This window comes from Streptomyces griseoflavus, from assembly GCF_014649995.1.
Lineage (GTDB): Bacteria > Actinomycetota > Actinomycetes > Streptomycetales > Streptomycetaceae > Streptomyces > Streptomyces griseoflavus.
Map to the genome: position 1 here is coordinate 103,879 of NZ_BMUC01000018.1, position 12,918 is coordinate 116,796.

General features: G+C 73.1%; 10 protein-coding genes. 7 read left to right on the forward strand and 3 right to left on the reverse strand.

Annotation, left to right across the window (positions count from 1 at the left end; genetic code table 11):
• The first annotated feature begins 195 nt into the window (after positions 1 to 195).
• Positions 196 to 1,794: an acyl-CoA mutase large subunit family protein gene (locus tag IE172_RS29535; RefSeq protein WP_190100390.1), complete on the forward strand. Its 1,599-nt coding sequence runs from the start codon at positions 196 to 198 to the stop codon at positions 1,792 to 1,794.
• 61 nt (positions 1,795 to 1,855) lie between these two features.
• Positions 1,856 to 2,509: a leucine efflux protein LeuE gene (leuE, locus tag IE172_RS29540; protein WP_190100391.1), complete on the forward strand. Its 654-nt coding sequence runs from the start codon at positions 1,856 to 1,858 to the stop codon at positions 2,507 to 2,509.
• 52 nt (positions 2,510 to 2,561) lie between these two features.
• On the opposite strand, the gene IE172_RS29545 is transcribed toward leuE, so the two are convergent.
• The 3 genes from IE172_RS29545 to IE172_RS29555 form a co-directional block, all read right to left on the reverse strand.
• Positions 2,562 to 3,509 (reverse strand): class I SAM-dependent methyltransferase, encoded by a 948-nt coding sequence (locus IE172_RS29545; RefSeq protein WP_190100392.1) that lies wholly within the window; start codon positions 3,507 to 3,509, stop codon positions 2,562 to 2,564.
• 240 nt (positions 3,510 to 3,749) lie between these two features.
• Entirely contained in the window at positions 3,750 to 5,084 is a 1,335-nt protein-coding gene (locus tag IE172_RS29550) for a polysialyltransferase family glycosyltransferase (protein WP_190100393.1), read from the reverse strand.
• On the reverse strand, positions 5,081 to 6,061 hold the full coding sequence (locus IE172_RS29555; protein WP_190100394.1) for a glycosyltransferase family 2 protein: 981 nt from the start codon (positions 6,059 to 6,061) through the stop codon (positions 5,081 to 5,083). The genes IE172_RS29550 and IE172_RS29555 overlap by 4 nt, the downstream gene beginning before the upstream one ends.
• A 198-nt stretch (positions 6,062 to 6,259) precedes the next feature.
• On the opposite strand from IE172_RS29555, the gene IE172_RS29560 reads away from it, so the two are divergent.
• The 5 genes from IE172_RS29560 to IE172_RS29580 all read left to right on the forward strand — a co-directional run bounded on the left by IE172_RS29560 (position 6,260) and on the right by IE172_RS29580 (position 12,508).
• Entirely contained in the window at positions 6,260 to 7,570 is a 1,311-nt protein-coding gene (locus tag IE172_RS29560; RefSeq protein ID WP_190100395.1) for a DUF6716 putative glycosyltransferase, read from the forward strand.
• A 44-nt stretch (positions 7,571 to 7,614) separates the two neighbouring features.
• Positions 7,615 to 8,874, forward strand: coding sequence for an acylneuraminate cytidylyltransferase (locus tag IE172_RS29565; protein ID WP_190100396.1), 1,260 nt, complete (start codon positions 7,615 to 7,617; stop codon positions 8,872 to 8,874).
• Positions 8,875 to 8,888: 14 nt separating this feature from the next.
• On the forward strand, positions 8,889 to 9,827 hold the full coding sequence (locus IE172_RS29570; protein ID WP_190100397.1) for an N-acetylneuraminate synthase family protein: 939 nt from the start codon (positions 8,889 to 8,891) through the stop codon (positions 9,825 to 9,827).
• A 49-nt stretch (positions 9,828 to 9,876) separates the two neighbouring features.
• Positions 9,877 to 10,947, forward strand: coding sequence for a hypothetical protein (locus IE172_RS29575; protein WP_190100398.1), 1,071 nt, complete (start codon positions 9,877 to 9,879; stop codon positions 10,945 to 10,947).
• 331 nt (positions 10,948 to 11,278) lie between these two features.
• On the forward strand, positions 11,279 to 12,508 hold the full coding sequence (locus IE172_RS29580; protein WP_190100432.1) for a M20 family metallopeptidase: 1,230 nt from the start codon (positions 11,279 to 11,281) through the stop codon (positions 12,506 to 12,508).
• The last annotated feature ends 410 nt before the right edge of the window (positions 12,509 to 12,918 follow it).

Consider the following 12,918-nt stretch of genomic DNA (forward strand, 5'->3'; position numbering starts at 1 on the left):
CGGAAGACGACCGCCGGGGCGGACCCTGTGAGCGGGGTCCCACCGCGGCTGTGAGGAAGGTCCCAGCGTGCGCCCCTCCACCGGGCCGCACGCGCACCGCTACAGTCCGTCGAAGGGTCGGCCAGTACTGGTGAGTAACTGACGGGTAACGGGCGATCAGGTCGAGCAACGCCGCTCAGCGGGAGGCATCACACCATGGCGCGCGAGTCGGGCAGTGCCCGGTCCACCGAGAGTGGACTGCCCATCGAACCGGTCTACGGGCCGGACGCCCTCGAGGGCTGGGACCCGGCCGGGAAGCTGGGCGAGCCGGGGTCGTACCCCTTCACCCGGGGCGTGTACCCGACGATGTACACGGGCCGGCCGTGGACGATGCGCCAGTACGCCGGTTTCGGCACGGCGACGGAGTCCAACGCCCGCTACAAGCAGCTCATCGCCAACGGCACCATGGGCCTGTCGGTCGCCTTCGACCTGCCCACCCAGATGGGTCACGACTCCGACGCCCCGATCGCCTCGGGCGAGGTCGGCAAGGTGGGCGTCGCCATCGACTCCATCGACGACATGCGGGTGCTGTTCGGCGGCATCCCGCTGGACCGGGTGTCCACGTCGATGACGATCAACGCCCCCGCCGCCCTCCTGCTGCTCCTCTACCAACTGGTCGCCGAGGAGCAGGGCGTGAGCGCCGACAGGCTCACCGGCACGATCCAGAACGACGTGCTGAAGGAGTACATCGCGCGGGGCACCTACATCTTCCCGCCGAAGCCCTCCCTCCGGCTGATCGCCGACATCTTCAAGTACTGCCGGACCGAGATCCCGAAGTGGAACACCATCTCGATCTCCGGCTACCACATGGCCGAGGCGGGCGCGTCCCCCGCGCAGGAGATCGCCTTCACCCTCGCCGACGGCATCGAGTACGTGCGTACCGCGGTCGCGGCCGGCATGGACGTGGACGACTTCGCCCCGCGCCTGTCGTTCTTCTTCGTGGCCCGCACGACGATCCTGGAGGAGGTCGCCAAGTTCCGCGCGGCCCGCAGGATCTGGGCGCGGGTGATGAAGGAGGAGTTCGGCGCGAAGAACCCCAAGTCGCTGATGCTGCGCTTCCACACGCAGACGGCCGGGGTGCAGCTGACCGCCCAGCAGCCCGAGGTCAACCTGGTCCGCGTCGCCGTCCAGGGCCTGGGCGCGGTACTCGGCGGCACCCAGTCGCTGCACACCAACTCCTTCGACGAGGCGATCGCCCTCCCCACCGACAAGTCCGCCCGGCTCGCCCTGCGCACCCAGCAGGTCCTCGCCTACGAGACGGACGTGACGGCGACGGTCGACCCCTTCGCCGGCTCCTACGTCATCGAGAGGATGACCGACGACGTCGAGGCGGCGGCGCTGGAGCTGATGGGCAAGGTCGAGGACCTCGGCGGCGCGGTCAACGCCATCGAGCACGGCTTCCAGAAGAGCGAGATCGAGCGCAGCGCCTACCGCATCGCCCAGGAGACCGACTCCGGCGAGCGGGTCGTGGTCGGCGTCAACCGCTTCCAGCTCGACGAGGAGGAGCCCTACGAGCCCCTGCGCGTCGACCCCGCCATCGAGGCCCAGCAGGCCGAACGCCTCGCCCGGCTCCGCGCGGAACGCGACCAGCAGGCGGTCGACTCGGCGCTCGCCGCGCTGCGGAAGGCCGCCGAGGGCGAGGACAACGTCCTCTACCCGATGAAGGACGCGCTGAAGGCCCGGGCCACGGTCGGCGAGGTCTGCAACGCGCTGCGGGAGGTCTGGGGCACGTACGTGCCGAGCGACGCGTTCTGACGCCTTCTCGCGGGGTGAGACCCCTGGCGGGAGTGCCGTACCCCCGTGCGACACTCCCTCCATGTTCGGCGTCATCGACCTCCCCACCTACCTGGCGGGCCTGGCCCTCATCATCCTGCTGCCCGGCCCCAACTCGCTCTACGTCCTCTCCGTCGCCGCCCGCAAGGGCGTGCGCACCGGCTACGCGGCCGTGGCCGGGGTGTTCACCGGGGACGCCGTCCTGATGACGCTCGCGGCGCTCGGCGCCGCCTCCGTCCTCACCACGACCCCGCTGCTGTTCCTGGTGGTCAAGTACGCCGGCGCCGGATACCTGGCGTGGATGGCGTACGGCATGCTGCGCTCGGCGTGGAGCATGTGGAAGGCGCACGACGAGCCGGCGTCCGGCGGGACACCGCAGGGCGCTCCCGCCGACGACGAACACCCCTACCGCCGGGCCCTGGTGGTGTCGCTGCTCAACCCGAAGGCGATCCTCTTCCTGATCTCCTTCTTCGTGCAGTTCGTCGACCCCGGGTACGCGCACCCCGCGCTGTCCTTCGTCGTCCTCGGCGTCCTGCTCCAGACGGCCAGCTTCCTGTACCTGTCGCTGCTGATCTTCGGCGGCACCCGGCTGGCCGACATGTTCCGACGCAGGCGGCGGCTGGCGGCGGGGGCCACCTCGGCGGCCGGCGCCCTCTTCCTCGGGTTCGCGGCGAAGCTGTCCGTGGCGGGCGCGTAGCCGGCGTGCGGGCCGGCCGGGACCCCGGGCGGGGACCGGCCGGTGACGGTGCTCAGGCCGCCCGCAGGTACGCCGAGCGGGCGGCCTTCCCCAGGTAGGTGAAGCGGCTGTCGCCCTTCAGATGGGCGTCCAGGGCCTCCTTGATGCCCGGCCAGCTCGGGTCGCCGTAGTCGTCCAGGACCACGACGCCGCCCGGTGCGGCGATCTCCTCGGCCCACCGCAGGTCCTGCGCGACTCCCTCGGCGGAGTGGTCGCCGTCCACGACGATCACGCCGTAGCCGCGGTCCGACACGGCCGCGCGGGTCCCGGGGTCCTCGGAGAACCCCCGCTGGACGCGTGCCGCCGCGCCCGCCGGACCGGCCAGGCCGAGATTGGTGCGTACGGCCCGCTCGTCGACCGGGGCGCCGGTGGGGTCCGGGCGCCGGTCGGTGCCGGGCTGGAGCTGCACGCCGGCGAAGGGGTCGACAATGGTCAGGGCCGGGCTGCGGCCGTCGCGTTCCATCATGCGGACCAGCCCGGCGGAGAACATGCCGTACAGCGTGCCGATCTCCAGGATCTCGTCGTTCGGCGGGTCGAGCAGCGGGATCGTGCCGAGCTTGCCGCAGATGTTCATGGTGCCGCCCGCGACGCGGCCGACCCCGAGCGACTCCAGGGCGACGAGCAGCCGGAAGGCGGCGGCGACGTTGCGCACGGCCGCGTCACGGTCCCCGGTCAGGGCGGCCACCTCGGCGCACAGGCTCTCCAGCGGCTCCTCGGCCACCCGGCGGGAGATGCCGCGCCCGCGGGGGCCGAGGAGCAGTTCGAAGGTGAGCCGGTCGCTCCTGAGCTGTTCGACGTCCCGCTTCAGGCGTTCGAAGTCCGCCGCGGTCGGTGACGCCCGGCCGGCCGGGCGCGGGACGGCGGAGCGGACCTGCCGCTCGATGCGCCGGTCGATGAGGTCGGCGACCGGGCGCAGCAGACGCCGGGAGACGGAGCTGCGGAGCAGGGAACTGCTGTTCATTGACCAACGACCTCGATTCGTGGCGGAGCCGGAGGTGGAGCGGGGCCGAATCCGTTGCGGTTTTCCTTCGAAGGGAAGACGGCCATCGGGGACAGGTGAATTCCCCGATGAATTCCAGGCCAGGATCATGGCACGGGACGCGGCGGCCGAGGGGTGAAGGAAGAATGAACGAAAGGCGACCGAAAGGCGGAAGAGTACGGGGTGAACCGCCCGTTCACCCGCTCGTCACCGGACGGCGATTCACCGTTTCACCGAGCGCCGGATCGCCCGCGCCCGCCGCACCACGGTGCGGGCCGCGGCGCTCCGCGGCAGGAATGCCAGTCGCTCCGGAATTCCACCGGGCAGCCCCAGCGACGTCAGCCGCCGTTTCCTGAAGTACCGCCAGGTACGGGCGTCCAGCCGGCCGCGCAGGTACTCCTCGGCTTCCGGCCGCAGCTCCGGCAGGATCCTGGGCTGCATCACGAAACCGACCGCCCGCACCAGCGCGGCGAGCGACTCGGGGTCCGTGCCCGGCCGCCCCTCGGTGACGGCGGCGGCGTCGGCCGGCTCCGGCAGCAGCGCGTCGACGACGGTGACGGGGACCCGGTTGCTGTTCTCGTACGGGGTCAGCCGCTCCAGCAGCGTTTCCGTGCCCACCCGGGCCACCGGCAGGCCGTACAGCCGGGACGCGGTGAGCAGGGCCGTGGAGAAGCAGCCGATCACCAGCGCCGGGCGCATCCGCTGGTACAGCACCTCCGCCAGGACCGGCGTGCCGACCACGGTGAGGCCGACGCCGAGCCGGTCCGCCTCCCGCTCCAGGGTGCGGGCGAACCGGGCCGGGGCCGTGGGATGGGGCTTGAAGACCACCCGCTCGTGGCCGAGGCCGACGGCACCCTCGAGCATCCGCACGTGCAGGTCCTCCTCCTCGTCCGCGGAGAGGATGCCCAGCGCCGACAGGTACTGGCCGAGCAGCAGCGCGGGAGCCTCCACCTCGGGCAGGCCCGCACCGGTCCTGTCCAGTTCGGCCAGCACCCGGGTGAACGCCTCGGTCGGCACCAGTTCCGGCTCCACCCCGAACTCCGTTAGCAGCAGGGGCCGCAGCCCCGGCACCAGGTCGAGGTGGAGCAGCCGCTCCACGCGCGTGCCGACCAGCGGATCGATCTTGTTGCGGGTGGGGCCGTAGCTCATCAGGCCGTCCGCGTAGACCGTGACCGGCGCGTCGGGGAAGATCTGCGCCACCCCGAGCGCCGGGTTGACCTGGATCGACTCCACGGCGAGCGACACGTCGTCGTCGCCCAGGCCCCAGGCCAGCCGGAGGTACCTCTCCCACATCGGGACGTCGTCCCGGCGCGGGGCCCAGCCGCCCGGGTGGTGGGGGAAGACCGTCTCGTTCCACGACACGACGTCGTCGAAGCGGTCACGCAGCCGTTCGAACCCCGGCATCGCGTCCACCGCCGGCGTCGTCTCCGGTGTCACCGCGTTGTTGGACACCAGCAGCACCCGCCGGCCGGCGGGCGCGAAGCGGCCCGCGTCCAGGGCGGCGGCCAGCGTGGCGGTGCCGTACAGCGTCGAGGCCAGGAAGATCTGCGTGGTCACGCCGCGACCTCCGCGGCCCGCACGGGACGGCGGCGCAGCCGGCGCAGCCGGGTGGCCCGCGCGGCGTCCATCGACGCCAGCGCCTCGTCGAGCACGTCCTGGGGCATCCGCCGCAGCGCGGCCGTGCTCATCGCCTTCAGTTTCCGGGCCACGGGTGCCTCGAACCTTTCGATGGTGCCGAGATGGTGGGAGATGATCGCGCAGTAGGTGCGCACCGCCTTCGGCAGCAGACGCGCCGCCTCGGGGTCGGCGGCGGTCTCCGCCACGACCTGGTCGAAGGCGCGGACGAAGTCGAGCTGACGGTCGTCCCCGATCTGCGTCAGCGACGAGGAGACCCCCCGCCGGTAGAACACGCCGAGCAGGCCGGTCACCGCGAAGGTCTCCGCCTCCCGGTGCAGCCTCCAGATCCACGGACGGTCCTCCGCGGTGCGCAGCCCGTCCGTGAAGTGCAGCAGGCCGCGGTCGGCCAGCCGGCGGTGGTAGACGCCCGCCCAGGCGTACGCGTAGTCGACGGAGGTGGGCCGGTGGGCGGGCAGGATCGCCTCGCGCGGGGACAGCACCACGTTGCGGCGGCCGTGCGGCACCCGCTGCACGGAGCGGTTGCGCGCCGTGCACTGCACGTGATCGGTGCGTACGAAGTCGCAGCCCAGTCGCTCGATCACGCCGACCAGCCGGTCGTAGTGGCCGGGCGCCAGCCAGTCGTCGCCGTCGAGGAACGTCAGGTACTCCCCGCGGGCGGCGTCGATGCCGGTGTTGCGGGCGGTCGCCAGCCCGCCGTTTTGTTCGTGCCTGACCAGCACCGCCCCCGGCAGTTCGGACTCCGCGCGCGCGAGGAGGTCCGCGGTCCCGTCGGTGGAGCAGTCGTCGACGAGAATGAACTCGAAGTCGTCGCGCGCGTTCGCACGCAGACTGCGCAGGGCATCGGGAACGTATTGCCGGACGTTGTAGAACGGCACGATGACGGAGAGCTTGGGCACGCGTCAGACATTAGAAGACGGTCCGGCCCGCGGATCGACCCTCGCCTTGATTGCCGGTGAACGGAACATGGTGAAGCGGTGAAGCGCGGCCCTTTCCCGTCGTCCGGCGGCCCGATTCCTCATTCGGCGTTGTGCTGTTAACCCTTTGTTGTGTTCAGGTTGGGCGGTTCATCGGAATCGATTCCTAGCGTCTTCGGCGTGCCAGCAAGTGCTACGAAGCCTCTCCGTGTCGCGGTCCTCGCGGATTCCGACACCCGGTGGAAATGGGGCGCGCTCACCGCGTCCCGCGTCGCGCCGGGGGACATCCGGACGGACGGATACCTCCTGCGGGGCCGCGCCACGCCCACCGCCCGCCAGCTCGGCGAGGTCGGCGTCCGCACGGACTCCCTGCGGGAGGTCACCGCGGCCGGGTTCCTGCACGCGATGCGCGAGGAGCCGTACGACCTCCTCGTGCTCGCCCTGGTCGGCGGCGGTGTGCAGGCGATGCTGCACGGGCTGAAGCGGGCCTGGCAGGACCGGGCCGAGCGGCCCGTCGTCGTCACCGGCTACGTCGGTGTCGTCTACGAGAAGCTCGCCGACGGTCTGCTGCTGCGCCACGGCGCCGATCTGGTGCTCGCCAACTCCCGGCAGGACGCGGAGCGTTTCCGCGCCGTGTACGAGGGAGTGGGCGCCGACGCCGGCTCGGTCACCGAGGTCGCCCTGCCGTTCCTCGGCGGCGCCCCCTACACCGGTGAACACGACCCCTACACGGTGGTGTTCGCCGCGCAGCCCTCCGTCCCGGACAACCGCCGGGACCGCACGTACCTGCTGAACCGGCTGATCGGCCACGCCCGCCGGCACCCCGGGCGCGAGGTGCTGCTGAAGCTGCGCTCCAAGCCCGGCGAACACACCACCCACATCGAGGAACTGCCCTACCAGAAGCTCGCCCAGCGCCAGGACCTCCCGCCCAACTTCCGCCTCGTCTACGGGCACATGGGCGAGGTGCTCGACCGGACCGACCTCCTCGTCACCGTCAGCTCCACGGCCGCCCTGGAGTCGCTGCACCGCGGCGTGCCCACCGCCGTCCTCACCGACCTCGGCGTCCGGGAGGCGCTCGGCAACCACCACTTCGTCGGCTCCGGATGCCTCGCCTCCTGGGACCGGCTCGACGCCGGCCACCGCCCGGAGCCGGACCAGGAGTGGGTGGCCCGGCAGGGCGTCGACGGCGGGGGAGGCGCGTACGAGACCGCCTTCGACACCGCCCGCGCACGCATCGCCGGGCTCCTCGCCCGCCCCGGCGGAATCCCCCCGCTGGCCCCCTACTACACACCCGCCACCGCGCCCGGCTACCTGCCCGGCATCCTCGCCCGCCACCACCTCGGCCCCGACGGCACGCCCCTGCCCGGCGCGCCCGCCGCCGGCACGGAACCGGGACCGGTCCGCCAGATCGTGCGCCGGGCGGCGCGCGGCGCCTACCGGCACGGAGTGCAGCGCGTGGCCCCGGTGATCCGCCGGATGGGCGAGCTGTGACCGCCCCCGCCGCCGCCCCGAACCCCGACCGAGGAGCTGACCCCATGTCCAACCCGCCGACGGCACGCCGGGTGCTCGCCGTGATCCCCGCGCGCGGCGGATCCAAGGGGGTGCCCGCGAAGAACCTCGCCCCCGTCGGCGGCGTGCCCCTGGTGGCGCGCGCGGTGCGCGAGTGCCGGGCCGCGCGGTACGTCACGGACGTCGTCGTCTCCACCGACGACCCGGCCATCGCCGCGTGCGCCCGGCAGGCCGGCGCGGAGGTCGTGCTGCGGCCCGCCGCCCTCGCCGGCGACACCGCCACCTCGGAAGCGGCCGTCCTGCACGCCATGGACGCCCACGAGGCCCTGCACGGAACCCCCGTGGACGTCGTCCTGCTCGTGCAGTGCACCAGCCCGTTCCTGCTCCGCGAGGACGTCGACGGGGTGGCCGCCGCGGTCGCCGGCCAGGGCGCCGACACCGCGGTGACGGTCGCCCCGTTCCACGGCTTCGTCTGGCGGGACACCGCGGACGGCGCCCCCGGCTCCGCCACGGAGCCCGCCCACGACGGCGGTGGCGCCGCCGCCGGAGGGCACGGCGTCAACCACGACAAGTCCTTCCGCCCCCGCCGCCAGGACCGCCCCCAGGACTTCCTGGAGACCGGCGCCGCCTACGCCATGGACGCGGCCGGGTTCCGCGAGCACCGGCACCGCTTCTTCGGCCGCACCGAACTCGTGCGCACCGACCCGGCCCGCGTGCTGGAGATCGACGACCCGCACGAGCTCGCCCGCGCCCGCGCCCTCGCGCCGCTCTTCGACGCGGAGCGGCCCGGCGCCCTGCCGACCGCCGACGACATCGACGCGGTCGTCCTCGACTTCGACGGCACCCAGACCGACGACCGGGTGCTGATCGACTCCGGGGGACAGGAGTTCGTCGCCGTGCACCGCGGTGACGGACTCGGCATCGCCGCCCTGCGCAGGAGCGGACTGAAGCTGCTCGTCCTGTCCACCGAACAGAACCCGGTCGTCGCCGCCCGCGCACGCAAGCTCAGGATCCCCGTGCTGCACGGCGTCGACCGCAAGGACCTCGCCCTCAAGCAGTGGTGCGAGGAACAGGGCATCGCGCCCAAGCGCGTGCTCTACGTCGGCAACGACGTCAACGACCTCCCGTGCTTCGCCCTCGCCGGCTGGCCCGTGGCGGTCGCCGGCGCCCACGACGCCGTACGCGGCGCCGCCCGCGCCGTCACCACCCTCCGCGGCGGCGACGGCGCGATCCGGGAGATCGCCGGCTGGATCCTCGGCCCCTCCCTCGATTCCCTCCCCACGTAAGGAAACCCCCGGTCATGAGCACCAACTCCCGCATCCGCACCCTCGGTCCCCGCGAGGCCGGCCCCGGCCGCCCCGTCTACATCACCGGCGAGATCGGCATCAACCACAACGGTGACATCGAGAACGCCTTCAAGCTGATCGACGCCGCCGCCGAAGCCGGCTGCGACGCCGTCAAGTTCCAGAAGCGCACGCCGGAGATCTGCACCCCGCGCGATCAGTGGGACATCGAGCGCGACACCCCCTGGGGCCGGATGACGTACATCGACTACCGCCACCGCGTGGAGTTCGGCGAGGACGAGTACCGCCAGATCGACGCCTACTGCAAGAAGCGCGGCATCGACTGGTTCGCCTCCCCGTGGGACACCGAGGCCGTCGCCTTCCTGGAGAAGTTCGACGTCCCCGCGCACAAGGTCGCCTCCGCCTCCCTCACCGACGACGAGCTGCTGCGCGCCCTGCGCGCCACCGGCCGCACGGTCATCCTGTCCACCGGGATGTCGACGCCCAAGCAGATCCGCCACGCCGTCGAGGTCCTGGGCAGCGAGAACATCCTGCTCTGCCACGCCACCTCGACCTACCCGGCGAAGGCCGAGGAGCTCAACCTCCGGGTCATCAACACCCTCCAGCAGGAGTACCCGAACGTCCCGATCGGCTACTCCGGCCACGAGACCGGCCTGCAGACCACCCTCGCCGCCGTCGCCCTCGGCGCCGCGTTCGTCGAGCGCCACATCACCCTCGACCGCGCCATGTGGGGCTCCGACCAGGCCGCCTCCGTCGAGCCGCAGGGCCTGACCCGCCTGGTCCGCGACATCCGCACCATCGAGGCGTCCCTCGGCGACGGCGTGAAGAAGGTCTACGAGTCCGAACTGGGCCCGATGAAGAAGCTGCGCCGCGTCACCGGCGTGGTCGCCGAGGCGGAGATCGCCACGGCCGCGGGCGAACCCCTCTCCGTCTGACCCGCCCCACCCCTCCCCACCCCACGACGACGGGAACGGTCGTACGTCGATGAGCCCCCGCGCCGGCCGGCCCGGCCCCCACACACTCGCCTTCGTCGAGAGCCCGGTACAACTGCTCAACGTGCTGGAGTGGGCGCACGCGCACGCGCCCGGAGTGGAGCTCACCCTCGTGGTGCTGTCCCCGGTCGACCCGATGACCCGCGGCCAGCTGCGCCGGATGGCGGAGCTGGCCCGCGAGGAGGGCCACCGGGTCCGCTGGGAGGAGGCACGCGCGGGAGCGGCCGCCCCGCTGCACACCGTCGGCGGGCTGACCGGGCCGCTGCGCCGCGCCACCCGGGTCGTCCTCGGCGACCCCTTCTCGCGCTACGTCCAGCTGCTGCTGACGATCACCAGGGCCCGGGACGTCGTCGTGGTCGACGACGGCACCGCGACCATGGAGTTCGTCGGCCAGCTGGCCCGCGGCGAACGCCTGGTGCGCTGGCACCGCAAGGGCGGCCGCCCCGGCCCCCGCGACCTCCTGCTCGCCCCGGTGTCCGCCGCCGCACGGCGCCGGCTCACCCCGGGCGGGACACGCACCGTGGAGGTCTTCACCTCCATGCCCATGGAGGACACCCCGCCCGGCGTCACCGTCCGCGCCCACACCTTCGCCTGGACCCGGGCCCGCTTCGGCCCGCCCCGCATCATCCAGGGCGCCGACCTGGTCGGCACGTCCCTGGTGGAGACCGGCGTGGTGGACGGCGACGCCTACCTGGAGGCCGTCCGCTCCCTGGCGGGGACGCACGGCGCCCGGCGCTACTTCGCGCACCGCCGCGAGAGCACGGTGAAACTGCACCGGCTGGCCGTCGAGACGGGCCTGGAGATCGTCCGCCCCGAACTCCCGCTGGAGCTGATCGCCCGCCGCGGCCCCATCGGCCGTACCGTCCTCAGCTTCCCGTCCACGGTCGTCCACACCCTGCCCCTCGCCCTGACCGGCACGGACGTCCGGGTGACGGTCTGCGACATCGACCCCGCCTGGCTGACCCGCACGGCCTCCCCCCGCGCACAGGGCTTCCTGTCCGGTGTGACGGACTCCGCGCGGGCCGTCCACCGGCTGCCGTCGGCGGCGCCCGCGCGGCCGTAGGGCATCCGTCACCGGCCCCGCCCCGCTCGTGTGCCCACCGCCCGGACGGCCCCTCGGTGTCCGCCAGATGAACCGGTCCGCGTGGGCTGGGCCGAGCGTGGTATCCGTGAAGAAGTGGATGGGTGCCGGAGCCACTGGTGCGGCAGTGACGGACGTCACGATCCGGCAGGTCAAGCGGCCTCGACCCCGCGAAAGGGCGGCGAGTTTACCCATCCCGATGGACAGCTATGCGTGGGGCTGCCGATTTTTCTTCCCCTGACGGGCTGATTTTTCTTGATCGAGGGTCAGTGGTCGGCTTCGGCGCCCTACTCTTCAAAGGGTGAAACCACTGATGTCACTGGAGTCCGAGGTCGACCTCCCCGGCGGAGCGGTGCTCCCCGGCGCGTTGCCCGAGGCCCTGCGTGCCGAGCTGGTCGCGTTCCGACGCGACCTGCACATGCACCCGGAGCTCGGCAACCAGGAGTTCCGCACCACCGCCGCGATCAAGGAGCGTCTGGAGCGGGCCGGCCTCCGGCCGCGCGTACTGTCCAGCGGGACCGGCGTGATCTGTGACATCGGCACCGACGACGAGGCGGGCACCGACTCGGCGATGCTGGCCATGCGCGCCGACATCGACGGCCTGCCCATCCCCGACATGAAGACCGAGTGCCCCTACCGGTCCACCGTGCCCGACCGCGCCCACGCCTGCGGCCACGACGTGCACACCACGGTGGTGCTCGGCACCGGCCTCGTCCTCGCCGAGCTGCACCGGCAGGGCCTGCTGCCCCGCCCCGTGCGGCTGATCTTCCAGCCCGCGGAGGAGGTGCTGCCCGGGGGCGCCGCCGAGGCCATCGCCGACGGCGCGCTCGAAGGCATCGGCCGGATCATCGCCGTGCACTGCGACCCCCGCGTCGACGCCGGCCGGATCGGACTGCGCCAGGGCGCCATCACCTCCGCCTGCGACCGGCTGGAGATCGCCCTCGACGGCCCCGGCGGCCACACCGCCCGCCCGCACCTGACGACCGACCTGGTCACCGCCGCCGCCCGCGTCGTCACCGACGTGCCCGCGCTCGTCAACCGGCGCGTCGACACCCGCAGCGGACTCGCCGTGACCTGGGGCCGGATCGACTCGGGCCACGCGCCCAACGTCATCCCCCAGCACGCCGAACTCTCCGGCACCGTGCGCTGCCTGGACCTGGAGACCTGGCGGCAGGCCCCCGACGTGGTGGTCGCCGCCATCGACGAGGTGGCCAACCTGCACCGCGCCAAGTCGGAGATCACCTACGTGCGCGGCGTCCCGCCGGTCGTCAACGAGGCCGGCGCCACCGAGCTGCTGCGCGACGCCATGATCGCCCGGCGCGGGGTGGACTCCGTCGAGGGCACCGAACAGAGCCTCGGCGGCGAGGACTTCTCCTGGTACCTGGAGCGCGTCCCCGGCGCCATGGCCCGCCTCGGCGTCCGCACCCCCGGCGAGCGCACCGTGCGCGACCTGCACCAGGGCGACTTCGACGTGGACGAACACGCGATCACCGTCGGCGTGGAACTCTTCACCGCGGCGGCCCTCCTGGACGCCCTGCGTTGACCCCCGGCGGCCGGTCCGGGACACGGCTCCCGCCGTGCGGGCGGGCGAGGCCCGGAAGGGGCCCGCTCACCCGCGCGGCACCGGGCCCCGTACGACGGGCCGCACCACCGGCGCCCCCGGGGGACGGGCGGGCCCCCGCGCTCCTCCGGGCGCGCCCGCACCGCCCGCTCCCCGCGTCCGCGCCGCGAACACACCGGTACGGGCCCGCCCCCGGCGGCCCCTCCGCGCGGGCTGCCCTGAGGAAACCCGTCCCCCGGCTCGGGCCGCGGACGTGCCCGCCGCCCGGTGGCCCTCTTCCGCTTGCGCGCCCGAGGGGGCGGGGGCAGCGTGGGGCCCGTGCAGGCGCGCGCGTCACGCCGATCGTCCGGTTCGGTCCCCTACGGCACCCTGGTTCACAAGGACGTAACCGG

Coding starts and splice junctions, on each gene's coding strand:
- IE172_RS29535 (WP_190100390.1), top strand. CDS start 196: ATGGCGCGCGAGTCGGGCAGTGCCCGGTCCACCGAGAGTGGACTGCCC.
- leuE (WP_190100391.1), top strand. CDS start 1,856: ATGTTCGGCGTCATCGACCTCCCCACCTACCTGGCGGGCCTGGCCCTC.
- IE172_RS29545 (WP_190100392.1), bottom strand. CDS start 3,509: ATGAACAGCAGTTCCCTGCTCCGCAGCTCCGTCTCCCGGCGTCTGCTG.
- IE172_RS29565 (WP_190100396.1), top strand. CDS start 7,615: ATGTCCAACCCGCCGACGGCACGCCGGGTGCTCGCCGTGATCCCCGCG.
- IE172_RS29570 (WP_190100397.1), top strand. CDS start 8,889: ATGAGCACCAACTCCCGCATCCGCACCCTCGGTCCCCGCGAGGCCGGC.
- IE172_RS29575 (WP_190100398.1), top strand. CDS start 9,877: ATGAGCCCCCGCGCCGGCCGGCCCGGCCCCCACACACTCGCCTTCGTC.
- IE172_RS29580 (WP_190100432.1), top strand. CDS start 11,279: ATGTCACTGGAGTCCGAGGTCGACCTCCCCGGCGGAGCGGTGCTCCCC.